Raw genomic sequence first — 26517 nt, forward strand, 5'->3', positions numbered from 1 at the left:
GCTATTCTCCTAGATAAGCCTTAATCACTTGAGGATCATTACGAACCTCCTCTGGCAAACCCGTCACTAATGGTTTACCCATTTCCATTACCATAATACGGTCTGAAATATCCATAATTAAGCTCATATCATGCTCAATAAGTAAGACAGAAATATCAAACTCATGGCGTAATTGATCAATCATACGCGCTAAATCCTTTTTCTCTTGAGGATTTAAACCTGCCGCTGGCTCATCAAGCAACAATAATTTGGGTTTAGTAATCATACAACGGGCAATCTCTAAGCGACGTTGATGTCCATAGGCTAGATTACCAGCCTCACGATTAGCCATATCTCGTAAACCCATAAAGTCTAGCCATTTCACCGCATTTTCTAAGGCAGCTTTTTCACTTCGCTTATAAGAAGGTAAGTTTAAAAGACCGGCAATAAAACCTGCCGATAAATGGTTATGCTGTGCGACTAATAGATTTTCTAAAGCCGTTAAATTTTTAAATAAGCGTACATTTTGGAATGTACGTACTAAACCATGATTAGCTACCACATGACTCGGTTTACCGGTGATATTTTCACCAAATAAAGAGATTTGTCCTTCAGAGGGGGAATAAAAACCGCTAACACAGTTAAATACTGTAGTCTTACCGGCACCATTAGGGCCAATAATAGAAAAAATCTCATTTTTCTTTACATCAAATGCGACTTGGTCTACTGCTACTAAGCCACCAAAACGCATGACTAGATTACGTACGGACAATACGACTTCACTCATGACGAAATCTCCACATGCGGACGTTTAACTGGTAGTAGACCTTGTGGTCTCCACATCATCATCAGTACCATCACAAGACCAAAAATCAACATACGATACTCTGCAAATTGACGCGCAAGTTCTGGCAATACCGTCAATAAAATAGCCGCAAAAATCACACCAACTTGAGAGCCCATGCCACCCAATACCACAATCGCTAAAATTAAGGCAGATTCAATAAAGGTAAATGACTCTGGATTAACTAAACCTTGGCGAGCAGCAAAGAATGCTCCACCAAAACCGGCACACATAGCACCTAAGGTAAATGCTGAGAGTTTAACCTTGGTTGGATTTAAGCCTAATGATCGACAAGCAATTTCATCCTCCCGTAAGGCCTCCCATGCACGACCAATCGGCATGCGAACCAAACGATTTGATAATAATAAAGTGATAACGGCTAAAGCAAGTGCCATTAAATAGAGATAAATAACGACATCCATATTATCAAACTTCCACCCCATTAATTGATGAAAAGTTTGCTCACCCTCTGGTGCACGGCGCGCCATCGTATAGCCAAATACACTAGGCTTTGGAATACCCGAAATACCATCTGGACCACCCGTCCATTGATTAAGATTGATTAATAATAAACGAATAATCTCACCAAACCCCAAGGTGACAATCGCTAGGTAATCGCCTCGTAGACGTAACACAGGGAAGCCCAATAGGAAACCAAATAAAGCCGCTCCTGCACCAGCCAAAGGCAATGCCTCCCAGAACCCCCAACCTGCCCAATGGAATAATAAGGCATAAGTATAGGCGCCCACGGCATAGAAGCCCACAAAGCCCAAGTCAAGTAAGCCAGCGAAACCGACGACAATATTTAGTCCTAAACCAAGCATAATGTAGATTAAAACTAAGGTCGCAATATCCACAGAAACGCGATTACTAAAGAAAGGCCAAATCGCAGCAATGGCTACCACAAAGAATAAAATTAAATTGATTTTCTTTTGGCTTAGTGTAGGCCACTCAGGCAATTTAATACGGCTTACTGTTTTGTTTCGTGCCAATAAAGGACGAACAATCATTTGAAATAAAAATACCGCTAAACATCCCCATGCAACAAGGGCATAGTTTGTTTCGACAACCGTATTAATCCCTTGGCGTGTTAGCGTTAGACCAAAGATAGGCACAGCTAAAATAGCCGTCATTGCCGTGCTAAAAAAAGCATCTTTTAGATTTTTCATCATACTTTTTCTACCTCCGGCTTACCTAACAAACCACTTGGTCTAAATAATAAAATGAGAACCAATAAACTAAAGGCAACAATATCTTTGTATTCAGAAGAGATATAAGCCGCCGCCATTGTTTCCGAAATACCTAACAATACCCCACCTAAAATCGCTCCGGGGATACTGCCAATACCACCCAATACTGCTGCCGTAAAGGCCTTAATACCCGCAATAAAACCAATAAACGGATTAAGCTTACCAATCGTAATGGCAATTAATACGCCACCAATCGCTGCTAATACCGCACCAAGAACAAAGGTAAATGAAATGACCTTATTGGTATCAATCCCTAATAAGTTTGCCATTTGCATATCTTGCGAACAAGCACGCGATGCACGTCCCATACGAGAATTTTTAATGAATAATGTCAACGCCACCATCAAGCAGAAGACCACGACAATAATCAATAAACGTGCATAAGTAATCGTGATAGAAAACTCTTCACTAATTGCTAATTGAAATGAGCCTGGAAGGATATTCGGTACCGCCGTATCTTTGGCACCTTGACCTAAAGCCACCCAGTTTTGTAAGAAAATCGACATACCAATCGCTGAAATAAGCGATACTAAACGAGGACTGCTACGTAAAGGTCGATAAGCGACTCTCTCTACGGTATAACCGTAGCACCCTGTCACAAAAGCAGCGATAACAATCATGCTCATGATAAGCAAAGGAAGTGGCACCTCACCTCCAACCCCCAATGCTGTCAAAGTAATCAGACCAACATAAGCGCCAATCATATAGATTTCGCCATGAGCAAAGTTAATCATACCAATGATGCCATACACCATCGTATAACCAATCGCAATTAAGGCATAAATAGCCCCTAGCGAGAGACCATTAAATAATTGCTGTAAAAATTGTGGTAAAAATGCGTCCATTCCCACTCCCGAAAAAAACTACGAAAATGTCGATGACTAAAATCGAATCGCCCTATTCTACTCGCAGTCAGCCTATTTAGCCTATTAGGGTTTAACCTTGCTTTATATTGGTGCATTTTCTAGAAAATTCAGCCTAATTCTTTAGACAATTCTCCTGCTCGACGCGCTGCTGCGACCATTGCGTCCTCTACAATCTTAGGTAGGCCACGTTCATAAAAAACTCCTAAAGCGGCTAATGTTGTCCCCCCTTTAGAAGAAACATTTTCTCTTAATTTAGCAGGTGTCTCTCCTGTTGTTTCTACCATCTTAGCTGCCCCTGCGACCGTTGCCACGGCCATCTGCTTTGCTTGCTCTTCGGTAAGTCCCATTTTCGTAGCACCTGCAATAAGCGACTCAATGAAAAGGTAAATATAGGCAGGCCCACTACCCGATAAAGCCGTTACCGCATCAATAAGACTTTCTTGATCAACCTTAACAACTCCCCCCATATAGCTTAGCGTTTCCTCTGCCAGCGCAATATCCTCGCCACTCACTACGGAAGATGCAAACATTCCCGTCATCCCCATACCTACTAATGCAGGGGTATTTGGCATCGTACGAATAATACGCTCATGTCCAAGCCATTGTTGCATAGAGGCCATACTAATACCAGCAGCCACACTAATAATTAGAGTATCCGCTTTTAAATATGGCTTAATCGACTCACACACCTCTTTTAAATTCTGCGGCTTAACTGCCAAAATCCACACTTTGCACTCCGACAAGGTCGCTGAAGGTGCTAATCCCGTTGTAGCTCCCCAGCCTTGCCATTTCTCTAGCGTTTCTGGATTACGATCCATCACATAAATCGTCTCTCCGCTGCCTTTGGCTGTCACAATACCTCGACCCATAGCTTGAGCCATATTTCCACCACCGATAAATGCAATTGCTAATGTCATCTTTATCCCACACTTCTTCATTAATGAAATTGACGAAACCCTTTAAACGAGCATCAACTTTCCAATCAAGCCCGTACTCATAAACGCTTAATATTACACGTCAAATTTTGCTTCGCAAAGTATCTATTGGACATAAGCGCATAACCCCACCATCAAAATCTAGGGTAAACCCTAGATTTTGGTAAAAATAATATTTTCCTCTTCACACTTTTGTAACATACGAGTAATATTATGTTGTTCAGTCGAGTTCTGCTCGGCAATTTTTTTGAAAAATGTTTAGCCCTATTTATGGAGAGGCAATAATGAAATTTATCCCTAAGGCTTTATCATTAGCTGCATTATTAGCAGCCACTAACAGTGCTTATGCAGCAACAGAAATTTCTTTCTGGCACTCAATGGAAGGCACACTAGGTGAGCGCGTTAGCGAAATCGTTGAAGGTTTTAACAAAAGCCAATCTGACTACAAAGTAACAGCAACTTACAAAGGTAACTACGGCGAATCAATGAACGCTGGTATTGCGGCTTACCGTGCTGGTCAAGCGCCTGACATTATTCAAGTATTCGAAGTGGGTACTGCAACAATGATGTACTCAAAAGGTGCGATTAAGCCTATCCAAGAAATGAGTGAAGAAGCCGGTAACCCAATTGACCCTGCGAAATTTGTACCAGGTATCGCTGGTTACTACTCAGAAGCAAGTGGTAAACTAGCTTCTATGCCTTTTAACAGCTCAACACCTGTTTTTTACTATAACAAAGACCTATTTGCTAAAGCAGGTCTCGATGTTAATAACCCACCAAAAACTTATCAAGAAATCCGTGAAGCCGCTAAAAAACTTAAAGCCGCTGGCGTAGAGTGTGGTTACACAACTTCTTGGCCATCATGGGTTCTTGTAGAGAACTTCGCTGCCTTACACAACATTCCTTACGCTTCTAAAAATAACGGTTTTGCTGGTTTAGATGCTCGTATTGACCTAACTCAAGATGCTTTTGTTAAAAACTTTGAGTTATTAAACGAAATGTCTAAAGAAGGTACGTTCACATACGCTGGTCGCGGTGATGCGGGTAATGCCCTATTCTCTTCTGGTAAATGTGCGATGTTCACAGGTTCAAGTGGTTCTCGCGGTAGCTTTGTGAAAAATGCTAAATTTGAATTCGGTATTGATCGCCTACCATACAATAGCGAAATCGTTGATAAACCACAAAACAGCGTTATCGGCGGTGCTTCGCTATGGGTGTTTAACAAAAAATCAGCTGAAACATACAAAGGTATCACTGCTTTCTTCCACTACTTAGCAGGTACTGATGTTGCTGCGAAATGGCACCAAGATACAGGTTACGTGCCTGTGGTTAAAGCCGCTTACGAGAAAACAAAAGAATCGGGGTTCTATGAGAAAAACCCAGGTACTGATGTTCCTTTCCTACAATTAAACGTAGAAACAACCGACGCATCTCGTGGTGTTCGTCTAGGTTTCTTACCACAAATCCGTGATATTCAAGAAGGCGAAATGGAAAAAATCTTCTCACAAAAAGTTTCTGTGAAAGATTCTCTAGCTGAAATGAATAAACGTGATAACGAATTGTTAGCTCGTTTTGAAAATAGCAACAAATAATCCTTATTCATATAAGGCTTTGCTATAATAACGTTGCGGAGGTCTTTACCTCCGCAATTTTTGTTATATTTTTGGTACTCATTTATGGAAAAACGCGTTGTCTTCACGCATAAAGTGCTACCGTACGTACTGCTAGCACCTCAAGTTGCCATTACACTGGTCTTTTTCTTTTGGCCAGCGGGGCAAGCCATTTGGCAATCTTTCTTCTTAGAAAGTGCTTTCGGTGGTGATGCTGAATTTGTCGGTTTTGAAAACTATACTCGACTCTTTAGCGACCCTAACTATTATGACTCTTTCTGGGTCACCATTATCTTCTCTGTGTTAGTAGCAGGAATTGGTCTAGCTGTAGCCCTCTTATTGGCTGTCATGGCAGACCGAGTCATCAAATTTGCTACCACCTATAAAACGCTGATTATTTGGCCTTATGCCGTTGCACCTGCTGTAGTAGGTGTCTTATGGGCATTTATGTTTTCTCCTGCTGTAGGTACTGTGGCCGTTTATCTCACCAATTTAGGTTTTGATTGGAATCCTCGCCTTAATTCAGGTGATGCCATGTCACTCGTTGTCATGGCGGCTATTTGGAAGCAAGTTTCTTATAATTTCTTATTCTTCTTAGCCGGTTTACAAGCCATCCCTCGATCTCTTATTGAGGCTGCTGCCATTGATGGCGCCTCTCCTTTCCGTCGTTTCTGGTCAATTGTATTTCCTCTACTATCGCCTACGACCTTCTTCTTATTAATCATCAATATGGTATATGCCTTCTTTGATACCTTTGCGATTATTGATATTACCACCCAAGGCGGTCCAGGTTCGTCAACCAATGTGCTTGTTTATAATGTTTATAAAACGGCCTTTAAGTCTTTTGACTATGGCTCATCAGGTGCACAATCGGTTATTCTTTTATTAATGGTGGTTGCTCTAACGGTTATCCAATTCCGTTATATTGACCGCAAAGTACAATACTAGTTAGGAGAGTACAAATGGTAGAACGTCGCCCCTGGCTAGATGTACTAGCCCACGCCACATTAATTATTGGCCTTATTTTAGTCGCATTTCCTCTTTATTTAGCGTTTGTTGCTTCGACACAAACCGCTCAAGAAGTCGCTAATGCCCCTATGTCGCTTATTCCTGGCTCTCACCTAGTAGAAAACTACCGTGACGCCTTATTTGGCGGTGGTCGTGCCAATGCTGTCCCTGTCGGCAATATGCTATGGGTAAGCTTTGTCACCGCTATGGTCATTGCCATCGGTAAAATCACGATTTCTATGCTCTCAGCCTTTGCAATTGTGTATTTCCGTTTCCCTTTCCGTATGTTCTTCTTCTGGATGATTTTTATTACCTTAATGCTTCCAGTTGAGGTACGTATTTCACCTACTTTTGAAGTGGTATCTAATCTAGGTTTAGTCAATACCTATGCCGGTTTAACCTTACCTTTAATTGCTTCAGCAACCGCTACTTTCCTATTCCGTCAGTTTTTCTTAACCGTACCTGATGAATTGATTGAAGCAGCTCGTATTGACGGTGCAGGTCCAATGCGCTTTTTTAAAGATATTTTATTCCCACTGTCTCGTACCAGTATTGCTGCCCTATTTGTGATTCAGTTCACTTATGGCTGGAACCAATACTTATGGCCTCTTGTCATGAAAACCTCTGAGGACTTTACCCCTATTGTGGTGGGTATCCGTACAATGATTGGTGGTGGTGATAGCGTAACAAGCTGGAACATCGTGATGGCAACAGCAATTCTTGCCATGATTCCTCCCGGGCTTGTGGTACTACTCATGCAAAAATGGTTTGTGAAGGGTCTTGTGGACTCAGAAAAATAGGATTTAAATAAAATGGCAACCTTAAGTTTTAAACAAGTTAAAAAAGTATACCCGGGTGGTGTAGAAGTTATTCACGGCGTAGATTTAGATGTTAAAGACGGTGAATTCATTGTTATCGTCGGTCCTTCTGGCTGCGGTAAATCTACCTTAATGCGTATGGTAGCAGGTCTTGAATCAGTCACAAGTGGCAATATCGAAATTGATGGTAAAGTGGTAAACAACCTTGAGCCAGCCGATCGTGATATTGCCATGGTGTTCCAGAACTACGCCCTCTACCCTCATATGTCTGTTTACGAAAATATGGCTTATGGTCTCAAAATCCGTAAACTCAGCAAAGAGGAAATTGACAAACGCGTACAAGCAGCCGCTAAGATTCTTGAGCTAGGTCACTTATTAGAGCGTCGTCCTCGCCAGCTTTCAGGTGGTCAACGTCAGCGTGTGGCAATGGGTCGTGCGATTGTACGTGAGCCTAAAGTCTTCCTGTTCGATGAGCCTTTATCGAATCTTGATGCAAAACTCCGTGTACAAATGCGTCTTGAAATTCAAAAGCTACATCAACGCTTAAAAACAACGAGTCTTTATGTGACTCACGACCAAGTAGAAGCCATGACACTAGCAGGCCGTATGGTGGTGATGAATAAAGGCTATGCTGAGCAAATCGGTACACCTGTCGAGGTATTTGATAAACCAGCATCAACTTTCGTAGCGAGCTTTATTGGCTCTCCTCCGATGAACCTTATTAATGTGGCTGTCGATACCAATGGTCACATCAAAACAGAAAATGGTATTGATTTAGCTATCAGTAATCAAACTATCCAAAACAGCGTTAAAGGTAAAAAAGCGATTTTAGGTATTCGTCCAGAACACTTAAGCTTACATATTCCTCAATTCCCTGTAACGGTGGAAATGGTAGAAATCCTAGGTTCTGAGCAATTAATTCACTGCTCATTAGACGGTCAATCGCTAGTATTACGTGCAGATTTACACGAAACCGATGAGCATCCTATCAAAGCAGGTGATACGATTAAGATTGGTAGCAATCAAAAATTCCCATTGCATTGGTTTGATAGCGAGACAGGTCGCCGTATTGAAGATTAATCTTCATAAAAAAGGGAGCGTATCACTACGCTCCCTTTTCCTTTCAACTTAAGAAATTACTTCGCTATGCTCTTAGAGCCGTCTTTGTGCCATGTAAACACATCGAACGCAAAGCTTGTTAAGTCGCCTGATTTCTCCCAACTCAACTCACCAATAACGGTATTCACCTTATTAGCGTGTAGCCATTCAGCCACTTTCTCTGGATCTGTGCTCTTAGCACCTTTAATCCCCTCAACAATCACTTGAGTAGCGGCATAAGCCGTTAATTGGAATGCACCTGAAGCATCACGACCTTTGTCTTTGAAAAGCTTAGCGATTTCAGCATTTTCTGGTTTAGCCGAGAAATCTGGCGGGAAAGTCACTAACATGCCTTCAACTGCATCGCCAGCAATCGCATTAATGTCAGCATTACCCGCACCCTCTGGGCCCATGAACTGAGCATTAAAGCCTTGTTCACGTGCTTGACGTAGTAATAAGCCTAATTCTGGGTGATAACCACCGTAATAGACGAAATCAACGCCTTGTGATTTTAGTTTAGTAATGACTGAAGAGTAATCTGACTCACCTGCATTGATACCTTCAAAAAGAACCGCTTCAATACCGTGTTTTTTCAAGTTATCACGCGTTGAGGTTGCTACACCTTGACCGTAAGATTGTTTGTCGTGTAGTACAGCTACTTTAGCAGGTTTCTTGCCTGCGATAAAAGCAGCTGCCGCTGGACCTTGTTGATCGTCACGACCGATAGTACGGAAAATAAAGTTATAGCCCTTACCGTCAGTAATGGTTGGTGATGTCGCACTCGGTGTCACCATCACAATACCTTGCTCATCAAAAATAGGCGCAGAACCTAGTGTTGCACCCGAACATACAGGACCAACAACAAAGCCAATTTTCTGGTTTACTACAGAGTTTGCTGAAGTAGGCCCTTGCTTAGGTTCACATGCGTCATCCACCGTCACCATTTCAAATGTGTGACCGTCAACACCTCCCTCTGCATTGATTTTCTCAATAGCTGTCATGATACCTTCACGTACCATATCACCATATTGTGTGACTGGTCCAGTAACAGGACCTACAGCCGCAATTTTAACCACATCAGCGTGTGCGGTAGCTGCCATCATTGATAAGCCTAGAGTGGCTGTTAATGTCGATAAACGGAATTTCATCTTCTCTCCTCGTAAAACATCTGATGTGTTTAGCATACTGAATTGATTCACTATGTAATATTATGAAAAACCCTAATAGCCGACATACAGCCACTCCTAAGCTTGAGGAATTAGGCGCCTACAATACCTCCGTCATCACGCCAAATAACCACTGTAGCGGCTCGTGGACGACCGCCACTATTTTCGGTATCCTCATTATCTCCCATCGGCCATTGCGAAAATGCTAATGGTTGATCTTGAGGATTGACCTCTTTTGGTGCACGAGGATGCTTACCATATTCACCCGGGTGTTGAATATTTACAAAAACAAATTTTTGGTCGGGCGTAAACGTAATGCCTGTAATCTCACAACCAGAAGGACCCACCATAAAACGGCGAATTTCACCTTCTGTTGATCCTGTTTGAGGTACAGCGACTAACATTTGGTTATTTCCCATACCCTCATAAGCACCCGTATTAGAGAAATTGCCGTCAGTCTGAATCCAAATACGGCCATCTTTATCAAAAGCAAGACCATCCGGGCTATTAAATAAGTTTTTGCTCGTCATATTCGCTGTACCTGCCATGAGATTACCTTCTGGATGAATAGATGGGTTACCTACAAGCAAGTAAACATCCCAAGTAAAGCTCAATGCCGCTGCATCTGTATCTTGCTCATTCCAACGTACAATTTGTCCATATGGATTTTTGACTCGAGGATTAGCATCATCCACACCAGGGTGTTTTACACCTCCCATCCCCTTACGCTCTTTATCGCTACCACGGTCTGAGTTATTAGTCAGCGTTACATACACTTCTTTGGTTTGCGGATGTACTGCTACCCATTCCGGACGATCCATTGGCGTTGCACCCACTAAATCAGCGGCTTGACGGGTTTTTACTAAAAGTTCACCTTGTGTCTTAAAGTGTTCTGCTAATTTTTTACCGTCTACTCCAACAGTATCCAACGTCAAGGCAATCCATTTCCCCTCACCTTTTAAATCACCCTTGGTTGCCCCATCTAGAAACTGAGCCACATAAAGCGTTCCTTCGTTTAATAAATCACGATTAGCCGCTTGATTATTCGCATCGTATTTATTTTTTGAGACAAACTTATAGATATACTCACTACGCTGGTCATCACCCATATAGATGACAACATGACCGTCATTACTCACAGCAAATGCCGCATTTTCATGCTTAAAATGACCTAAAGCCGTTAATTTTTTAGGTTTCGATTGCGGGTCAAAAGGATCAATTTCAACAATCCAACCATGACGATTCCATTCATTGGGTTCTTCTACCACATCAAAGCGTTTATCAAATAACTCCCAACGATAATCTCCGTCAGAGGCTTTTGATGACACGCCATAACGCTGCATATGCATATCCGCCTTGACACCTTCTTTGGTAGTACCGAAATAATCGGTCACGTTTTCTTCACAGGTAAGATACGTATTCCACGGTGTAAAACCATTACCACAATTCCCAAACGTACCATACACGACAGTACCTGTGGGATCTGCATGAGTTTTCATTAAGTCTTCACCCGCCGCAGGCCCTACGATAACCATTTCTGTATCATGCGCATTAATGCTACGGTTATAACGTGAATCTAATACACTTTGCCACTTCTTGCCATTATCAAGGCGAATATGAACAACACTCACCCCTTGGGCACGTTGTGATTTTTTCACCCAGTCAGCATTCCACCCTTCTCCAGCCACTTCTACGCCTTTTGGAAAAATATACGCTGGATTAATATATTCATGGTTACGAACTAATAAACCCTCATCCGCTTTGCCATCAATCGGGAAAAATGTCATACCGTCATGATTATCACCCACTTGCAAGGCTTGTGCTGCAGAGTCTTCTGTTGCATCACCTTTCCATTTAGGTGAGTTTGCAAAAAGAGGATCCCCCCAACGAGAAATCACTTGATAACTATATCCCTCAGGAACAATGATTTTATCGCCAGTACTTGCCTCTACACCTTTAAATGACATGGTGGCTAAGGATTTCGTATCTGTCGTCTGTGCAACCGCTTGAGCAGCACAATTCAACCCAAAAAATGCCATCGTACTACCTACTACCCCTGTTTTTAATACAGTTCGGCGAGAAAGTTGAGTCGCAAGTAACTCATTAAATGCTGTTTGCTGACTTGGATTACTTGGGAAATCATCATTATCTAAAAACAGTTGCATCGTATTTATCCTTGAGTAAATAAGGGGTTAGTATTGATGGCAGGATTATAGAAAACAGATATGACAACTTTATTGCACTTTGCTGATAAAAGCTGGAAACACCATGAAGAAAAATCTACCTTTTTATCAATTTTTAGACGAAGATAATCATTAATTAGCATTTAATCCATGCAAATTAAATTATTTGACCTAAACCATTAACTCTTTTATACTGAAAAGAATTCCATCACTTATTTAAGGAGAAGTATGATGTCAAAGAAAACAATGAGTGCTGTATTAGCGGCTTTATTTATGTTAGGTCTAGCAGGTTGTCAAACTACTCAAGGACTTGGTAAAGACATCCAAAATGCTGGTCAAAAAATGGAAAAAGCTATTGAAGGCTAATTCATCCTATTTTTCCAAAATATACCAAAAACAAAACTCGCTACCTTGCACAAGGTAGCGAGTTTTTATATTATCTCGGCTGAGAAAATGCGCTAATTAAGCAAAATTCGCTTCTGCAAATTTCCAGTTAACTAATTTCCAGAAACCACCTAAGTAGTTAGGACGAGAGTTACGGTAGTCGATATAGTAAGCGTGTTCCCATACATCACAGGTTAATAGCGGTTTGTCTGCAGTTGTTAATGGTGTCGCTGCATTGCTTGTATTAACAATATCTACTGAACCGTCTGCTTTTTTCACTAACCATGTCCAACCAGAACCAAAGTTACCTGCTGCTGATTTATTGAAGGCTTCAACAAATGCATCAAAACTACCAAATTTTGCTTTAATTGCATCTGCTAATGCACCTGTTGGCTCACCACCACCGTTTGGTGATAGGCTATTCCAGTAGAAAGTGTGGTTCCAAATTTGTGCCGCATTGTTAAAAATACCACCTGATGATTTTTTAACGATGTCCTCTAAAGATGCATTTTCAAACTCTGTACCAACGATAAGATTGTTAAGGTTAGTCACATAAGTTTGGTGATGTTTACCATAGTGGAACTCTAAAGTCTCTTTAGAGATATGTGGTGCTAATGCATCTAAAGCATAAGGTAATGCTGGTAAAGTATGTGTCATAAGTAAATCCTTTTCTTTAAAAAGTTAACGCCCTTTTATTCTAACACGAGAAATTAATTTTCTTCAGCTAAAACCACAACTTCAAGCTGACCATTACCCAACTCAATACGTAATTTTTCACCCGCTTTCACGGTATTTGCGTGTTTCACCACATGAGCTTGGCTATTGTAAGTAATTGAATATCCTCGTTTTAAAATGGCGCGAGGATTATAGGCTTGCAATGCTTCTTTTTTGGCCTGTAACTGTGCGTGTTTTTTTTGTAATACCAAAGGCATCATGCGATTTAATCTCGTCGTCAAATGACCAACTTTTTGATAATAACCTTCCACCGCTGGAGATGCCGCTTGTAATGCCCTTATCTCTTGTGATAAATCAGAGGCTTTTTCTCTAAGCATTTGTTGTATCGCTTGGTGTAACGTCTTTTGCAAATAGTGATATTTTTGCTGTAACTGTGCTAATCGTTGCTGCGGTGAAACCAACCGCATACTCACCCTATCAACACGAATAGAGAAATTCTGCATACGATGCGCAAAGCCACGCGACAATCGCTGTCGATACCCCTCTAAAAGACTTAACCAGCTCTCTGTCGTTACGGATACCAACTCCGCTGCCGCCGTTGGGGTAGGTGCACGCATATCAGCGACAAAATCTGCAATCGTAAAATCTGTTTCATGCCCTACACCACTTACCACCGGCATGGGCATATCGGCAATCAAGCGAGCCAGACTTTCATCATTAAACGCCCATAAATCTTCAATACTTCCCCCTCCTCGCACAAGCAGTAATACATCCACCTCTTGTCGTTGCTTTGCTTGCATTAAAGCATGACTTAATGCATAAGGAGCTTCCTTGCCTTGTACTAAACTAGGATAAATAATAATATTGATATAAGGAGCGCGTCGGCGTATGGCTGTGAGTACATCCTGCAGCGCTGCTGCACCTAATGAAGTCACAATACCAACCGTTTTAATAAAACTAGGTAAAGACTTCTTACGATGGCTATCACATAAGCCCTCTTGCATTAATTTATTTTTAATACGCAAAAATTCTTCATGTAGATTACCCTTACCCGCTTGACGCATTTGCTCAATAATAAACTGGTAAGTACCACGTGGTTCATACAATCCCACCTGCCCTAAAGCTTCAATCTCTAAACCATTTTGCGGACGAAAACCCACCGAGGCTGCCCGACCTCGAAACATCACACTTGAGACCATAGCGCTATCATCTTTAAGGGAAAAATACCAATGCCCTGACGCCGCTATAGTTAAATTAGAAATTTCTCCTTTTACCCATAACATCGGTACTTGCTGCCCCAATACTTGAGCCACATACCGATTTAAGTCCGCTACGCTAATGACTTCTTCTTGTTTTGTTGAGAAGGAGTCTATATCCATATACTCCGCTCTAGCATAATTTTTTTGAAATTGCATCTTTTTTCTTTAAAAAAACATTAAATTTTTCCACAGCGAGAAAAAATCAATCACCTAGCGTTTTTTTCTAGCAATTAGCGTTAAAACATAAACTTTTTCTTCAAAATAAATTCATAACTATATGATTTTAAAAAATTAAATTTATTTCAAAAAAATTGCACAAGATTTAAGCAACACTAAGCGCCTATTAGTAAATACTAGATTAAAGCAAGTTTTACACAACATTATCCACAAAAAATGGGGATAACTTTATCCACCTAGTTATCCAAAAAAAACTGTGGATAACATATTCAAATAAGCACATTATTCCAGTTATTATTCCCTTAGTGTACCCAATTTTTGAAGTGGTTTGCTATACTAACGCTACTCTTTATATTTATAAATAGCTTCTACTCGACTCTCCATGTTTTCTGCTATCGCTACCACTGCCAGTCAAACCATCCAAAAACTTTGGCTATCCAAGGGGTGGTTCAGTAGTACATTATTGCCTTTGAGCAAATTAGCCGAATACATCGCAAAGAAAAAACGGCTCGCCTATCTGTCTGGACAAAAAAAATCCTATAAAGCGCCTGTCCCTGTCATTGTTATCGGCAATATTTTTATTGGTGGCACAGGTAAAACACCACTTACCTTGGCTTTAGTTGAAGCATTAAAGGAAAAAGGACATCGTCCCGGTATCATTAGCCGAGGTTACGGTGCTACACTTAAGGATGATGCGCGATTTGCTGATTTGTCTACGACTCCACATACCCTCCCCAAACAAGCTAACTTATCAACCTTGAGTACCTTTATCGGTGATGAGCCAAGTTTATTAGCACAAGTCGCCCCTATTGCGGTGCACCCACAGCGTCAAAAAGCCATTGAATGTTTACTGGCCAATCGCCCTAATATCACCGTTATTCTCAGTGATGATGGTTTACAACATTATGCGATGGCACGTGATATTGAAATTATCGTTCAAGATAGTCGTGGTATCGGTAATGGGCTTATGCTACCAGCAGGCCCTCTACGCGAACCCGCTTCTCGACTTACCTCAGTAGACTTTATCGTTACCAATGACACGACACTTTTTGAGCAAGCACAGACTTCTATGCTACCTGTTACTGGTCAGCCACGTGAAGTGTATATGCATCTTGCCTTAGTGGAATTTGAGCATTTACAAACTGGTCAAAAACTCTCGCTAGACACATTTAAGGCTAAATTCGCTCATCTTCCCATGAGTGCCATTGCTGGTATTGGCCATCCACAACGTTTTTTTCAAAGTCTACGCCGCATTGGTTTATCTCTTATCCAGACACAATCATTTGCCGATCACTACGCTTTTAGTCCTGAGGATTTTCGTAACTATACACAAGGGCTACTCTTAATGACGAGTAAGGATGCGGCAAAATGTCAAGGCTTTGCACAGTCAAACTGGTGGGTAGCTCATGTTAAGGCGCAGTTCAAACCTACGCATTTTTTTGAGGATATCTATCAACAATTGCCGCCATTGACGCATTGATTCGCTTATACTTGTGGTAACTTTATCTTTCTTATTAATCTTGATGATGATGAATCCAGAACACTTTAAAAAACTCCTTTGCCCTGTCGCTAAAAAGCCTATGCGTTACGATGCAGAAAAACAAGAGCTTATTTCTGATGAGGCACAACTCGCTTATCCTATTAAAGATGGCATTCCTATTCTTTTAAAAGAGCAAGCACGTTCGCTCAAATCCTCTGCTGACTAAGTCTTCCATCATGTCTACGCCTTTTATTGCTATTGTTCCAGCACGTGCCGCCTCAACACGGCTACCGGGAAAAATGTTACTTGATGTCGCGGGTTTACCGCTTGTTGTTCGTACGGCTCAACAAGCTAAAAAATCATCGGCAGCACAAATTATCGTCGCCACCGACGATACACACATCCAAAACGTTGTAGCAGAACATGGTTTTGAGACGTTATTGACATCACCCAACCATCCGTCTGGTACTGATCGTCTGTCTGAAGTGGTTACGCAACTTAATTTATCGGATGATACCGTTGTAGTAAATGTGCAAGGTGATGAACCTCTTATCGACCCTCAACTAATCAATCAAGTGGCTCAAGCGCTCATCCAACATCCAGAGGCATCTATTGCGACATGTGCCTACCCTATCAGTGAGGTAGATAAGTTTTTTAACCCGAATATCGTTAAAGTGGTTTGCGATCAACGCAGTTTTGCTCTGTATTTTTCGCGTGCCCCTATTCCTTGGGCAAGAGATGATTTTGCTAGGGATAAATCCCAATTACCAAAACCTGATTTTGCATTGCATCATATTGGTTTGTATGCGTATCGTGTCAGTTTTTTAAAACAATTCCCCCAATTAAGTACAGGAATACACGAAAAACTCGAATCGCTAGAGCAATTACGTGCACTAGAGCATGGTCATCGCATCTTTGTATTAAAAACAGCTCAAGCACCATTACCCGGTGTAGATACGGCTGAAGACTTACAAAATATGCGCGACTATTTTGCAAAGCACCATCTATACGCAAAGTAAACGTACATAATTTAACATTTTTTAACATAAAACTTTTATAATCATATTTTAAAAATCAACCATTTTTCAGGAGAACCTTATGCGTCTAATTCTTCTTGGCCCTCCAGGTGCGGGTAAAGGTACACAAGCTAGTTTTATCACTCAAAAATATGGTATTCCACAAATCTCAACTGGTGATATGCTACGCGCTGCCGTTAAAGCACAAACCCCTCTCGGTATTGAGGCCAAAAAGGTTATGGATGCGGGCAAACTTGTTTCGGATGACATCATTATTGGTCTTGTCAAAGATCGTCTGACTCAAGCCGACTGTGCTAATGGTTATCTTTTTGATGGTTTCCCTCGTACTATTCCTCAAGCTGATGCCCTCAAAGACGCTGGGATTAAATTAGACTATGTCGTTGAAATTGATGTTCCTAGCGAAGACATTATTGAACGCATGAGTGGTCGCCGTATTCACCCTGAGAGTGGTCGTAGCTACCATGTCAAATTCAACCCACCTAAAGTAGAGGGCAAAGATGATGTGACAGGCGAACCACTTATTCAACGTGATGATGACAAAGAAGAAACCGTTCGTAAACGTCTAGATGTCTATCAAGAACAAACACGTCCTCTTGTAGATTACTACGCTAACTGGGCAAAAAATGACGCCGCAACGGCACCTCGTTACGTTAAAGTATCTGGTGTAGGTAAAGTAGAAGAAATCACTCAACGTATTGCGGATGCATTGAAATAAAATTTATTAGGAGACATGTGATGGAAATTCAAAATAAAGTCTTTATCGTAACAGGTGGTGCTTCTGGTTTAGGTGCAGGTACTGTCAAAATGCTGGTTGATAACGGTGCCAAAGTCGTTATCGCTGACGTACAAGACGAAGCAGGTACAGCTTATGCCAAAGAACTCGGTCAGACATTCGTCCATTGTGATGTATCTTCTGAAGCAGATGCCAAGGCTGTCGTTGCTAAAGCGGTTGAACTAGGTTCACTTTTTGGTCTAATTAACTGCGCTGGTATTGCACCTGCACATAAGACAACCAGCAAAAACGGAGCTCATCCACTCGATTTATTCCAAAAAGTCATCAATATTAATCTTGTGGGTAGCTTTAATATGATTCGTGTTGCGGCTGAAGCCATGGAGAAAAATGCACCGGAGTCTACGGGTGAGCGTGGCGTTATTATCAATACCGCCTCAGTCGCTGCATACGAAGGTCAAGTGGGTCAGGCGGCGTACTCAGCCTCTAAAGGTGGGGTCGTTGGTATGACATTACCTATCGCTCGCGACTTAGCACGCTCTGGCATCCGCTGCAATACTATTGCTCCAGGGATTTTCGGTACACCGATGATGTTTGGTATGCCACAAGAAGTCCAAGACTCTCTTGCTGCCAATATCCCATTCCCATCACGTCTAGGTCGTCCAGAGGATTATGCTAAATTAGTTCATAGTATTATCACTAATGATATGATTAATGGTGAGACAATTCGTATTGACGGTGCGATTCGTCTACAACCACGTTAATGGTCTACTTTATTTGAGTATTGTATTGTCTCACGCTAATTGATTTTGACGTTATTTCATTAGTCAATTAAGTCGATACTTATCCTCCAAACCAGTGCTTTAGCACTGGTTTTTTATCATAGCGACAAGATAAATTCTCTTTGTTATGGCTACCTCTTTATTACTTAAAATTCTTTCATATAGAGATTTCTTGCAATCTGTTAAAATAGACTTCTTTCTATTTTCATGCGCTTGATATGAGTTTACTTCGCTCTGCCGCCACCATTAGTGGTCTTACCCTATTATCTCGCATTACCGGTCTTATCCGTGACATTCTGATTGCCCGGACTTTTGGCGCCAGTCCTTTGACAGATGCGTTCTGGGTGGCTTTCCGTATCCCTAATTTACTTCGTCGTCTTTTTGCCGAAGGGGCTTTCTCTCAAGCCTTTGTCCCTATCCTCGGAGAGCAAAAAGCCAATCAAGCGCCTGAAAAAGTCAAAACTCTACTAGATCATGTCGCTTTGGTGTTATTTATTAGCTTATTGGTCGTCACCATTATCGGCATTATTGGTGCCCCTATCGTTGTCTGGGCGATGGCAACAGGTATGCGTCAAGGTGAAGGAAGCGGTTTTGCTGAGGCTGTCTGGATGACGAGGATGATGTTCCCCTACATCCTTTGTATGTCACTCGTCGCCTTTGCCTCTGGCGTGCTCAATACTTGGAAAAAATTTGCTATTCCGGCTTTTACTCCTGTTCTTCTTAACTTGGCAATGATTTTTGCCTGTTTCTTTCTCATCGGGACTTTCACACAACCCATTTATGCCTTAGCAGCAGGTGTGATGCTGGGGGGCATTGCACAACTGACTGTACAATGGATAGCATTAGCCAAAATCGGCTTATTACCTAGCTTTCGCCACAAAATCCGTGACGCTTGGCACAATCCTGATGTACGCCGTATTATCAAACTAATGGGGCCTGCAATTCTTGGGGTTTCTGTTGCTCAAATTTCCATTCTGATTAATACCAATATCGCCACATGGCTACCCGCAGGCAGCGTAACATGGCTATCCTTTGCCGATCGTTTAATGGAGTTTCCTACGGCATTATTAGGTATTGCTATTGGGACAGTATTATTGCCAAGTCTTTCGGCCGCTAACGCTAAAGAAGATGTTCAGACCTATAGTCGCTTGTTAGACTGGGGACTACGTTTAGTCTTTCTCTTAGGCCTTCCTTGTGTACTCGGTCTTGCCCTACTAAGTGAAGGCCTAGTCGCCAGCTTATTCAACTACGGCGCATTTACCCACAAAGACGTACTTATGACTCAAACAGCCGTAGTTGCCTATGCAGTCGGTTTGATTGGTATTTTATCGGTTAAGATTCTAGCGCCCGGTTTTTATGCCAAACAAGATATTAAAACACCGGTTAAGATTGCTATTTTTGTCCTTATCAGCACACAAATTTTAAATCTTATCTTTGTTCCTTATTTCCACCATGCGGGTTTAGCCTTATCCGTAGGTCTAGGTGCCACAATCAATGCCTCTTTTTTATATATTGGTCTACGTCGCCGTCAAGCCTATATTCCACATTCTCGCTGGCTGCCTTTCTTTGCTCGTATTCTACCCGCATTAATCGTCTTAGGAGCATGGCTATATGGCGCTCAACATTTTATTGATTGGCAAATGCAAGACCCGAATAGTCTAAATCAATCGCTCAGCCTATTTCTAAGTCAATGGTTAGGTAATGGTCATTGGGTTGCAAGTAGCAGCCGAATTATGGCTTTACTGATTGTTTTGGTAATAAGTGCCATCATTTATTTTGCGACACTTTTCATGATGGGTTTTCGTCTTAAAGACTTTGCTAGACAGCGATAATCGCTCTATCCCCCCCTATTCCTCCTTCAAAGCGGGTATTACGAGCAGTAATATCCGTTTTTTTTATGCGGATACACGTATAAACCCTATTCTATTTTGACGTGTTTTTATGCTATCCTGCAAAAAATAATTCTGCAATGCAAACAATATTCACCTAAAGGAGACCCCATGAAAAAGTTATTACGTCATTCTATTCTGAGCATAGGTGTCTTGGCGTCTAGTTTTTTACCTGCTATCAGTACAGCCGCAGATAACTTCCCTAGTAAACCTATTACCTATATTGTCCCATTTGCCCCAGGAGGTGCCAGCGATATTGGTGGACGTATCCTCAGTGAAGCCTTAAGTAAAGAGCTTAAACAAACCGTTGTAGTTGAAAATAAAACAGGGGCAGCAGGGACAATTGGTTTAGGGCAACTTATTCGTAGTGCACCCGACGGTCATACCTTATCCATCGTCGTGCCACCTAATTTATTAGCCCCTTATTTAATGCCTACAGCACCCTATGATTTATCTAAAGATGTCAAAGCGGTTGGGCTTACTTACCTTACCCCAACGGTGATTGCTATCAATCCCAAATTTCACCCTAATATCAAGGATCTCAATTCCTTAATTCAAGCGGCCAAAGACAGCAAAAATGGGCTGAACTATGCCACTGTCGGTGTAGGTAGCACAGGACATCTGAGCATGGAATTATTAGCAAAAGATCTCAATATCAAACTAGAACATATCCCATTTCGTGGTAGCAGCCCAGGAGTCACAGCTCTTCTAGCAGGAGAGATTGATTTTATGTTCTCTGATATTGTGTCATTATTATCACATCTTGATGCAGGAACCTTAATCCCTATCGCTGTAGGTACTGATGATCGTCTCTCTCAATTGCCTAATGTCCCCACAATCAAAGAGCAAAATCCTAAAGCCAATACAATTTCAACATGGACAGGGATTGTCGTACCTGCCCAAACACCTGATGCAATTGTCGATAAACTTTCCGCTGCTCTAAAAAAAGTCCTAGAACGTCCAGAATTACAAGAGCGTCTCACCGCTATCGGTGCCATTCCTTATTATCGTGACGGTGCTTTTATGCAAAAGCGCATTGTCGATGATTCTGCTTTCTGGAATAAGATTATCCAAGATAATAATCTTCAACAAAAAAATTAACTCATTATCTTGATGACTCATATTCAACATAGCAATTCATTCGATTAGACCATCAATCAAGGAGACATTCATGAAAAAACACCTAAAGAAGTTATCACTCACTCTGGCTATACTGACAGGACTAGTACCACCAGCTGTCAGTATGGCTCAAGCCGATAACTTCCCTAGTAAACCTATTACCTATATTGTCCCATTTGCCCCAGGAGGTGCGAGCGACATTGGTGGACGTATCCTCAGCGAGGCATTGAGCAAAGAGCTTAAACAATCTGTCGTAGTTGAGAATAAATCAGGGGCAGCAGGTACTATTGGTCTAGGACAACTAATTAGAAGTGCTCCTGACGGTCATTATATCTCTATTGTTGTTGCGCCAAATTTAGTCACGCCTCTACTTATGCCCACACCTCCATATGATTTAACTAAAGACGTAAAACCCTTAGGAATGATTTACGAAACCCCTACGGTACTCGTTGTCAATCCTAAATATCAACCTAAGATTACTAGCCTAGATAGTCTTATTGCGACGGCAAAAGAAAATAAACATGGCTTGAATTTTGCCACCTCAGGTGTAGGTAGTACAGCGCATCTCACCATGGCAAAACTCGCCAAAGATAATAAAGTAAATTTTGAACATATCCCTTTCCGCGGTAGTAGCCCAGCGATTACCGCTGTACTCGCAGGTGAAATTGACTTCTTATACTCTGAAGTACTTTCCCTATTGCCACATATCCAAAATGGGTCTCTGCGACCGATTATGGTGGGGACAGTTAAACGCTTAGAAAGTCTACCCGATGTCCCTAGTATTAAAGAACAGAATATCAATATGGATACCCGTACTTCCTGGACAGGACTGGTTGTGCCTAAAGATACGCCAGATGCGATTGTCACTAAGCTCGCTACTGCTATTGAAAAAGTAATGAATAGTGCAGATATCCAAAAGCGCTTTAAGGATTTAGGTGCTATTCCTGAATATCGAAACCCTCACATCATGCAAGAACGTATCGCTGGTGATAGTGCTTTCTGGGGTCAAATTATCAAAGATAATAATATCCAACAAAACAATTAATGTTTTTAAATATTACTCATCTTATTAAATGACTTCACCGCTAATAGTATCAAAACTATCAGCGGTGATTATTTTTTAATTAGACATGCAGAATATTCGCTCTTTCGTGCTAATCCTAGCCATCCAATATCTCATTAAGCATTTAACCATTCTTGGTAACTAGGTAATGCGAGTAGGCGTTGCTGATAGGCTAATGCTTGAGTACTAAAATAAGCCTCTAAACCATAAGTTTGAATACGGCCAGCCACAGGCACAAAAAAAGCATCTACTGCGGTAAAACACTGACCCGCTAAAAACTCACCACCAAATAGACGTAAACCCTCTTCCCATAATTGATTAATGCGCTTTAACTCTTGCTCAACTTCCGCTGGAATTTGGGGTAAGGAGATTTTTTCCAAAGGACTAAAATTACATATATCACGTAAATGAGTGAATCCTGAATGCATTTCAGCACAGGCACTACGAGACCAAGCACGTGCTTTTTTATCCTCTGCCCATACCTGAGGATAGGTTTCTGCGATATATTCTACAATCGCCAAACTATCCCAAATTACGCTACCTTGATGATGAAGTACAGGAATCTTTGATGTCGGTGAAAATTGAGCAAACTGCGCTCGTTGCCCTTGCAAATTATCCAGATAATAGACTTGCTTATCTTCAAAAGGAATATTTAATTCCTTTAATAAAATCCATGGTCTTAATGACCAAGAGGATTTAGGTTTACTCACATAAAGTTGGTACATAAACTTCCTTTCGATAAAGGTAACAGTATATACTTATTTATAATTTAGTTATTCACGCAAAGCATTAGTGCCATCATGAAAAAACTCTATCAACAATTCATGCAATTTATCCTCGCAAAACCAGATGGTCCAGAAGCACTCGATATGGCAATGGAAAACCTCATGGAAAAAGCACAAAGCGGCGATGCAAACGCAGAATATGAGATAGGACGACGCTACTTTGTTGGTGAATACTATCATCAAGATATTCCTGCTGGTTTGCGTTGGTTAGAATTAGCGGCAAAACAGCATCATATCGAGGCACAATCTCTCTTGTGCCAATATTACTATCCTCGTCTAAATATATATCCTAACTATACCGAAGCGGTCATTAATTGGTCTGCACAGGCTGCACATCGTCAAGATATAGAAAGTCTGGCTATCTGGGGAGAGATTCTCATCACGGGTTTAGGTTCGCAAACAGCCTCAGCCGACTGTATCTTTTATTTGCAAAAAGCAGCCAATCAGCATCATCTACGTGCTAGCTATCTACTGGGTACGCTCTATTTACATGGCAAATGGGTAGCACAAGATTTGGAAAAAGCACGATATTGGATTGAAAGAACAGCCAAACAAGACTATATACCTTCTCAGCAAATATTAAGCGATATGTATCGTCAAGGCATTGGGGTTTCTCAAAGTACAACTGAAGCTGATTTTTGGCAGAAACAATGGGAAAAATCTCAACAAACCAAAGAATCTACATAGCACATCACAATGTGCAAATATTAAAGCGAGCTTATCCAAAAAAGGGCGCACTTATTGGGGAAAATGACATTCATATCGCCGCTCATGCACGTAGTAAAGGTTTGTCACTAGTAAGCAATCATATGAGGGAGATGATTCCCTAACTCTCGGGCTATCGTTTTTTTAGGATGAAAATGCAAAAGCCTCTCACAGGCTTGCTCTTTAATAGATACTGATATCTTCATATGTTGGACTCCTTTGTGTCCAAAATATCCGTACCAGTTTACCTTGATCGCTATGCAGTAACGCGTGCGGAGCAACGCCTTTAAAGCTCAGTATTTTTAACGTCTTTAACGCTAACTGCTGATTGTGTTGCTTACCATAGCACCACGCCACAATGGAGCGGTCATATAAATCCAATATCAACGAGAGGTAACCCCAGTGCCACTGATTATCTTCATAATAGGGCACATAGGTCACATCAGCGACCAACTTACTCCTTGGGCTTGCCGAGCTAAAGTCCCTATTGAGTACATTGGCAGCTAATCCCTGCGTTTGCACACGACAGCTCTTTTGATACGTCTTGCGTTGCTGACGTATCTTGGCATTGAGTTCAAACGCCTTCATCAAGCGACCTATCTGCGACTGCCCCAATTTTAAGCCTTGGGCTTGCTCAAGCAATACCCCCATGCGACGACGACCTATCGTATAAAAACATGCTTGTTGTATCTGTGCTATCCACTGCGCTTTTTGCTCATCACGTCGCATCGACTCGCTCGGATGCTTGGCCGCATAATAGCTACTTCTTGGCACACTCAATACTTGGCAGGCAGCCTTGATGCTAACTCATCACGGGTTTAGGTTCGCAAACAGCCTCAGCCGACTGTATCTTTTATTTGCAAAAAGCAGCCAATCAGCATCATCTACGTGCTAGCTATCTACTGGGTACGCTCTATTTACATGGCAAATGGGTAGCACAAGATTTGGAAAAAGCACGATATTGGATTGAAAGAACAGCCAAACAAGACTATATACCTTCTCAGCAAATATTAAGCGATATGTATCGTCAAGGCATTGGGGTTTCTCAAAGTACAACTGAAGCTGATTTTTGGCAGAAACAATGGGAAAAATCTCAACAAACCAAAGAATCTACATAGCACATCACAATGTGCAAATATTAAAGCGAGCTTATCCAAAAAAGGGCGCACTTATTGGGGAAAATGACATTCATATCGCCGCTCATGCACGTAGTAAAGGTTTGTCACTAGTAAGCAATCATATGAGGGAGATGATTCCCTAACTCTCGGGCTATCGTTTTTTTAGGATGAAAATGCAAAAGCCTCTCACAGGCTTGCTCTTTAATAGATACTGATATCTTCATATGTTGGACTCCTTTGTGTCCAAAATATCCGTACCAGTTTACCTTGATCGCTATGCAGTAACGCGTGCGGAGCAACGCCTTTAAAGCTCAGTATTTTTAACGTCTTTAACGCTAACTGCTGATTGTGTTGCTTACCATAGCACCACGCCACAATGGAGCGGTCATATAAATCCAATATCAACGAGAGGTAACCCCAGTGCCACTGATTATCTTCATAATAGGGCACATAGGTCACATCAGCGACCAACTTACTCCTTGGGCTTGCCGAGCTAAAGTCCCTATTGAGTACATTGGCAGCTAATCCCTGCGTTTGCACACGACAGCTCTTTTGATACGTCTTGCGTTGCTGACGTATCTTGGCATTGAGTTCAAACGCCTTCATCAAGCGACCTATCTGCGACTGCCCCAATTTTAAGCCTTGGGCTTGCTCAAGCAATACCCCCATGCGACGACGACCTATCGTATAAAAACATGCTTGTTGTATCTGTGCTATCCACTGCGCTTTTTGCTCATCACGTCGCATCGACTCGCTCGGATGCTTGGCCGCATAATAGCTACTTCTTGGCACACTCAATACTTGGCAGGCAGCCTTGATGCTAACGCCTGCTTGAGCTGCTCGTGATATAGCTGCAACTCTTTTTTTTTGACCTCATCCTTGCAATCACTGAGTATCTCTTGGAATAAACACTCGTAGGTAATTAAAATATCATTCACCTCTTTATCCAGCTGCTCTTTGGTCTTAGCTCTGGATAAGCGCTCACTGACCATTTTACGAATTCGTGCTTTATCAACCATTGCATCTCCTGTCCCATGCCATCTTAGGCAATCCCATAACCGTATTTTATCAGGCAAATGCTCAGAGGGACTATGTGCGATATAACGTTTAATCTTTGTGTATAAGTCAGAGGGACGAATGCCAAATAAACGGGCAACATCACTGTAACCTATGGGGTAATGCTCTATCCAGTACAAAATCGCTTGATGCTGCTGTGCTTTACGTGTCAGGACACTACGCTCACTTATCCAAGCAAAGTCACCTTTGTTGACAAAAAAACTCCAGTCCCGAACGACACTGGCTGAAATCCCTAACTCTCGGGCTATCGCTTTTTTAGGATGAAAATGCAAAAGCCTCTCACAGGCTTGCTCTTTAATAGATACCGATATCTTCATATTTTGGACTCCTTTGTGTCCAAAATATCCGTACCAGTTTATATGATAGGCAATAAAAAAACCTCTCTAGGGATTATCTAGAGAGGTTTTTGATGTAATTAGCTTGACGATGCCCTACTTTCACAGGTGTCCACCCACTATCATCGGCGCAAAGGCGTTTCAC

Annotated in this window: 27 protein-coding genes; 15 read left to right on the top strand and 12 right to left on the bottom strand. The window is 41.6% G+C overall.

What is annotated here, in order from left to right; translation table 11 throughout:
- Position 1 precedes the first annotated feature (1 nt).
- From livG to proC, 4 genes are all read right to left on the bottom strand, one after another.
- Positions 2-766, bottom strand: coding sequence for a high-affinity branched-chain amino acid ABC transporter ATP-binding protein LivG (livG, locus tag HKX39_RS05190; RefSeq protein WP_171680235.1), 765 nt, complete (start codon positions 764-766; stop codon positions 2-4).
- Complete coding sequence (locus HKX39_RS05195; RefSeq protein WP_281356444.1) at positions 763-1995, bottom strand: high-affinity branched-chain amino acid ABC transporter permease LivM; 1233 nt, start codon at positions 1993-1995, stop codon at positions 763-765. Before HKX39_RS05195 ends, livG begins: the two co-directional genes overlap by 4 nt.
- Complete coding sequence (livH, locus tag HKX39_RS05200; protein ID WP_171680236.1) at positions 1992-2918, bottom strand: high-affinity branched-chain amino acid ABC transporter permease LivH; 927 nt, start codon at positions 2916-2918, stop codon at positions 1992-1994. Before livH ends, HKX39_RS05195 begins: the two co-directional genes overlap by 4 nt.
- Before the next feature lie 128 nt (positions 2919-3046).
- A complete protein-coding gene (gene proC, locus HKX39_RS05205; RefSeq protein ID WP_246226043.1) occupies positions 3047-3856 on the bottom strand; it encodes a pyrroline-5-carboxylate reductase in 810 nt (269 codons plus the stop codon).
- A gap of 302 nt (positions 3857-4158) precedes the next feature.
- Between proC and ugpB the strand changes: the two genes are divergently transcribed.
- The 4 genes from ugpB (at position 4159) to HKX39_RS05225 (ending at position 8390) form a co-directional block, all read left to right on the top strand.
- Positions 4159-5466 carry a sn-glycerol-3-phosphate ABC transporter substrate-binding protein UgpB gene (gene ugpB / locus HKX39_RS05210; protein WP_171680237.1) on the top strand — a complete coding sequence of 436 codons (1308 nt, stop codon included), beginning with the start codon at positions 4159-4161 and terminating at the stop codon, positions 5464-5466.
- 84 nt (positions 5467-5550) lie between these two features.
- A complete protein-coding gene (ugpA, locus tag HKX39_RS05215; RefSeq protein WP_171680238.1) occupies positions 5551-6432 on the top strand; it encodes a sn-glycerol-3-phosphate ABC transporter permease UgpA in 882 nt (293 codons plus the stop codon).
- A gap of 14 nt (positions 6433-6446) precedes the next feature.
- Positions 6447-7292 carry a sn-glycerol-3-phosphate ABC transporter permease UgpE gene (gene ugpE / locus HKX39_RS05220; RefSeq protein WP_171680239.1) on the top strand — a complete coding sequence of 282 codons (846 nt, stop codon included), beginning with the start codon at positions 6447-6449 and terminating at the stop codon, positions 7290-7292.
- A 12-nt stretch (positions 7293-7304) separates the two neighbouring features.
- The gene (locus tag HKX39_RS05225; protein WP_171680240.1) at positions 7305-8390 is read left to right on the top strand and encodes a sn-glycerol-3-phosphate import ATP-binding protein UgpC; all 1086 of its coding nucleotides are present in this window, start codon (positions 7305-7307) and stop codon (positions 8388-8390) included.
- A 56-nt stretch (positions 8391-8446) separates the two neighbouring features.
- Here the strand turns inward: HKX39_RS05225 and HKX39_RS05230 are convergent, their stop codons facing one another.
- Entirely contained in the window at positions 8447-9556 is a 1110-nt protein-coding gene (locus HKX39_RS05230; RefSeq protein WP_171680241.1) for a high-affinity branched-chain amino acid ABC transporter substrate-binding protein, read from the bottom strand.
- 110 nt (positions 9557-9666) lie between these two features.
- Positions 9667-11739, bottom strand: a complete 2073-nt coding sequence (locus tag HKX39_RS05235) for a PhoX family protein (RefSeq protein ID WP_171680242.1) — start codon at positions 11737-11739, stop codon at positions 9667-9669.
- Positions 11740-11988: 249 nt separating this feature from the next.
- Here HKX39_RS05235 and HKX39_RS05240 point away from each other — a divergent pair, with 249 nt between their 5' ends.
- Entirely contained in the window at positions 11989-12123 is a 135-nt protein-coding gene (locus tag HKX39_RS05240) for an entericidin A/B family lipoprotein (RefSeq protein ID WP_171680243.1), read from the top strand.
- A gap of 96 nt (positions 12124-12219) precedes the next feature.
- Here the strand turns inward: HKX39_RS05240 and sodB are convergent, their stop codons facing one another.
- Both sodB and xseA read right to left on the bottom strand, forming a co-directional pair.
- Entirely contained in the window at positions 12220-12798 is a 579-nt protein-coding gene (sodB, locus tag HKX39_RS05245) for a superoxide dismutase [Fe] (protein WP_171680244.1), read from the bottom strand.
- 53 nt (positions 12799-12851) lie between these two features.
- Positions 12852-14231 (bottom strand): exodeoxyribonuclease VII large subunit, encoded by a 1380-nt coding sequence (gene xseA / locus HKX39_RS05250; protein WP_246226045.1) that lies wholly within the window; start codon positions 14229-14231, stop codon positions 12852-12854.
- 403 nt (positions 14232-14634) lie between these two features.
- On the opposite strand from xseA, the gene lpxK reads away from it, so the two are divergent.
- From lpxK to HKX39_RS05290, 8 genes are all read left to right on the top strand, one after another.
- Complete coding sequence (gene lpxK, locus HKX39_RS05255) at positions 14635-15732, top strand: tetraacyldisaccharide 4'-kinase (RefSeq protein WP_171680245.1); 1098 nt, start codon at positions 14635-14637, stop codon at positions 15730-15732.
- Between the two features lie 49 nt (positions 15733-15781).
- Complete coding sequence (locus HKX39_RS05260) at positions 15782-15958, top strand: Trm112 family protein (RefSeq protein ID WP_171680299.1); 177 nt, start codon at positions 15782-15784, stop codon at positions 15956-15958.
- 10 nt (positions 15959-15968) lie between these two features.
- On the top strand, positions 15969-16751 hold the full coding sequence (gene kdsB, locus HKX39_RS05265; protein WP_171680246.1) for a 3-deoxy-manno-octulosonate cytidylyltransferase: 783 nt from the start codon (positions 15969-15971) through the stop codon (positions 16749-16751).
- 79 nt (positions 16752-16830) lie between these two features.
- Positions 16831-17484, top strand: a complete 654-nt coding sequence (adk, locus tag HKX39_RS05270) for an adenylate kinase (protein ID WP_171680247.1) — start codon at positions 16831-16833, stop codon at positions 17482-17484.
- A 20-nt stretch (positions 17485-17504) separates the two neighbouring features.
- Positions 17505-18263 (top strand): 3-hydroxyacyl-CoA dehydrogenase, encoded by a 759-nt coding sequence (locus HKX39_RS05275; protein ID WP_171680248.1) that lies wholly within the window; start codon positions 17505-17507, stop codon positions 18261-18263.
- 236 nt (positions 18264-18499) lie between these two features.
- Positions 18500-20113, top strand: a complete 1614-nt coding sequence (gene murJ, locus HKX39_RS05280) for a murein biosynthesis integral membrane protein MurJ (RefSeq protein WP_171680249.1) — start codon at positions 18500-18502, stop codon at positions 20111-20113.
- 168 nt (positions 20114-20281) lie between these two features.
- A complete protein-coding gene (locus tag HKX39_RS05285; protein WP_171680250.1) occupies positions 20282-21271 on the top strand; it encodes a Bug family tripartite tricarboxylate transporter substrate binding protein in 990 nt (329 codons plus the stop codon).
- Between the two features lie 70 nt (positions 21272-21341).
- The gene (locus HKX39_RS05290; protein WP_171680251.1) at positions 21342-22334 is read left to right on the top strand and encodes a Bug family tripartite tricarboxylate transporter substrate binding protein; all 993 of its coding nucleotides are present in this window, start codon (positions 21342-21344) and stop codon (positions 22332-22334) included.
- 134 nt (positions 22335-22468) lie between these two features.
- Here the strand turns inward: HKX39_RS05290 and HKX39_RS05295 are convergent, their stop codons facing one another.
- The gene (locus tag HKX39_RS05295; RefSeq protein WP_171680252.1) at positions 22469-23077 is read right to left on the bottom strand and encodes a glutathione S-transferase family protein; all 609 of its coding nucleotides are present in this window, start codon (positions 23075-23077) and stop codon (positions 22469-22471) included.
- A gap of 75 nt (positions 23078-23152) precedes the next feature.
- Here HKX39_RS05295 and HKX39_RS05300 point away from each other — a divergent pair, with 75 nt between their 5' ends.
- Positions 23153-23824 carry a tetratricopeptide repeat protein gene (locus HKX39_RS05300; protein WP_171680253.1) on the top strand — a complete coding sequence of 224 codons (672 nt, stop codon included), beginning with the start codon at positions 23153-23155 and terminating at the stop codon, positions 23822-23824.
- 201 nt (positions 23825-24025) lie between these two features.
- On the opposite strand, the gene HKX39_RS05305 is transcribed toward HKX39_RS05300, so the two are convergent.
- Positions 24026-24616: a DDE-type integrase/transposase/recombinase gene (locus tag HKX39_RS05305; protein WP_171680254.1), complete on the bottom strand. Its 591-nt coding sequence runs from the start codon at positions 24614-24616 to the stop codon at positions 24026-24028.
- A gap of 83 nt (positions 24617-24699) precedes the next feature.
- Here HKX39_RS05305 and HKX39_RS05310 point away from each other — a divergent pair, with 83 nt between their 5' ends.
- A complete protein-coding gene (locus tag HKX39_RS05310; protein ID WP_171680255.1) occupies positions 24700-24960 on the top strand; it encodes a tetratricopeptide repeat protein in 261 nt (86 codons plus the stop codon).
- Positions 24961-25161: 201 nt separating this feature from the next.
- On the opposite strand, the gene HKX39_RS05315 is transcribed toward HKX39_RS05310, so the two are convergent.
- Both HKX39_RS05315 and HKX39_RS05320 read right to left on the bottom strand, forming a co-directional pair.
- Entirely contained in the window at positions 25162-25752 is a 591-nt protein-coding gene (locus HKX39_RS05315) for a DDE-type integrase/transposase/recombinase (RefSeq protein ID WP_171680254.1), read from the bottom strand.
- 2 nt (positions 25753-25754) lie between these two features.
- Entirely contained in the window at positions 25755-26354 is a 600-nt protein-coding gene (locus HKX39_RS05320; RefSeq protein WP_171680256.1) for a hypothetical protein, read from the bottom strand.
- Between the last annotated feature and the right edge of the window lie 163 nt (positions 26355-26517).

The sequence above is a fragment of the Pelistega suis genome, from assembly GCF_013133795.1.
Lineage (GTDB): Bacteria > Pseudomonadota > Gammaproteobacteria > Burkholderiales > Burkholderiaceae_B > Taylorella > Taylorella suis.

Excerpts from the sequence above, each read along its gene's own strand:
- HKX39_RS05195 (WP_281356444.1), bottom strand. The coding sequence starts at position 1,995 with ATGATGAAAAATCTAAAAGATGCTTTTTTTAGCACGGCAATGACGGCT.
- ugpB (WP_171680237.1), top strand. The coding sequence starts at position 4,159 with ATGAAATTTATCCCTAAGGCTTTATCATTAGCTGCATTATTAGCAGCC.
- livG (WP_171680235.1), bottom strand. The coding sequence starts at position 766 with ATGAGTGAAGTCGTATTGTCCGTACGTAATCTAGTCATGCGTTTTGGT.
- HKX39_RS05320 (WP_171680256.1), bottom strand. The coding sequence starts at position 26,354 with ATGAAGATATCGGTATCTATTAAAGAGCAAGCCTGTGAGAGGCTTTTG.
- HKX39_RS05230 (WP_171680241.1), bottom strand. The coding sequence starts at position 9,556 with ATGAAATTCCGTTTATCGACATTAACAGCCACTCTAGGCTTATCAATG.
- HKX39_RS05285 (WP_171680250.1), top strand. The coding sequence starts at position 20,282 with ATGAAAAAGTTATTACGTCATTCTATTCTGAGCATAGGTGTCTTGGCG.
- proC (WP_246226043.1), bottom strand. The coding sequence starts at position 3,856 with ATGACATTAGCAATTGCATTTATCGGTGGTGGAAATATGGCTCAAGCT.
- xseA (WP_246226045.1), bottom strand. The coding sequence starts at position 14,231 with ATGCAATTTCAAAAAAATTATGCTAGAGCGGAGTATATGGATATAGAC.
- HKX39_RS05240 (WP_171680243.1), top strand. The coding sequence starts at position 11,989 with ATGTCAAAGAAAACAATGAGTGCTGTATTAGCGGCTTTATTTATGTTA.
- ugpA (WP_171680238.1), top strand. The coding sequence starts at position 5,551 with ATGGAAAAACGCGTTGTCTTCACGCATAAAGTGCTACCGTACGTACTG.
- murJ (WP_171680249.1), top strand. The coding sequence starts at position 18,500 with ATGAGTTTACTTCGCTCTGCCGCCACCATTAGTGGTCTTACCCTATTA.
- adk (WP_171680247.1), top strand. The coding sequence starts at position 16,831 with ATGCGTCTAATTCTTCTTGGCCCTCCAGGTGCGGGTAAAGGTACACAA.
- HKX39_RS05235 (WP_171680242.1), bottom strand. The coding sequence starts at position 11,739 with ATGCAACTGTTTTTAGATAATGATGATTTCCCAAGTAATCCAAGTCAG.
- kdsB (WP_171680246.1), top strand. The coding sequence starts at position 15,969 with ATGTCTACGCCTTTTATTGCTATTGTTCCAGCACGTGCCGCCTCAACA.
- HKX39_RS05225 (WP_171680240.1), top strand. The coding sequence starts at position 7,305 with ATGGCAACCTTAAGTTTTAAACAAGTTAAAAAAGTATACCCGGGTGGT.
- HKX39_RS05300 (WP_171680253.1), top strand. The coding sequence starts at position 23,153 with ATGAAAAAACTCTATCAACAATTCATGCAATTTATCCTCGCAAAACCA.
- HKX39_RS05260 (WP_171680299.1), top strand. The coding sequence starts at position 15,782 with ATGAATCCAGAACACTTTAAAAAACTCCTTTGCCCTGTCGCTAAAAAG.
- lpxK (WP_171680245.1), top strand. The coding sequence starts at position 14,635 with ATGTTTTCTGCTATCGCTACCACTGCCAGTCAAACCATCCAAAAACTT.
- livH (WP_171680236.1), bottom strand. The coding sequence starts at position 2,918 with ATGGACGCATTTTTACCACAATTTTTACAGCAATTATTTAATGGTCTC.
- sodB (WP_171680244.1), bottom strand. The coding sequence starts at position 12,798 with ATGACACATACTTTACCAGCATTACCTTATGCTTTAGATGCATTAGCA.
- ugpE (WP_171680239.1), top strand. The coding sequence starts at position 6,447 with ATGGTAGAACGTCGCCCCTGGCTAGATGTACTAGCCCACGCCACATTA.
- HKX39_RS05290 (WP_171680251.1), top strand. The coding sequence starts at position 21,342 with ATGAAAAAACACCTAAAGAAGTTATCACTCACTCTGGCTATACTGACA.
- HKX39_RS05275 (WP_171680248.1), top strand. The coding sequence starts at position 17,505 with ATGGAAATTCAAAATAAAGTCTTTATCGTAACAGGTGGTGCTTCTGGT.
- HKX39_RS05295 (WP_171680252.1), bottom strand. The coding sequence starts at position 23,077 with ATGTACCAACTTTATGTGAGTAAACCTAAATCCTCTTGGTCATTAAGA.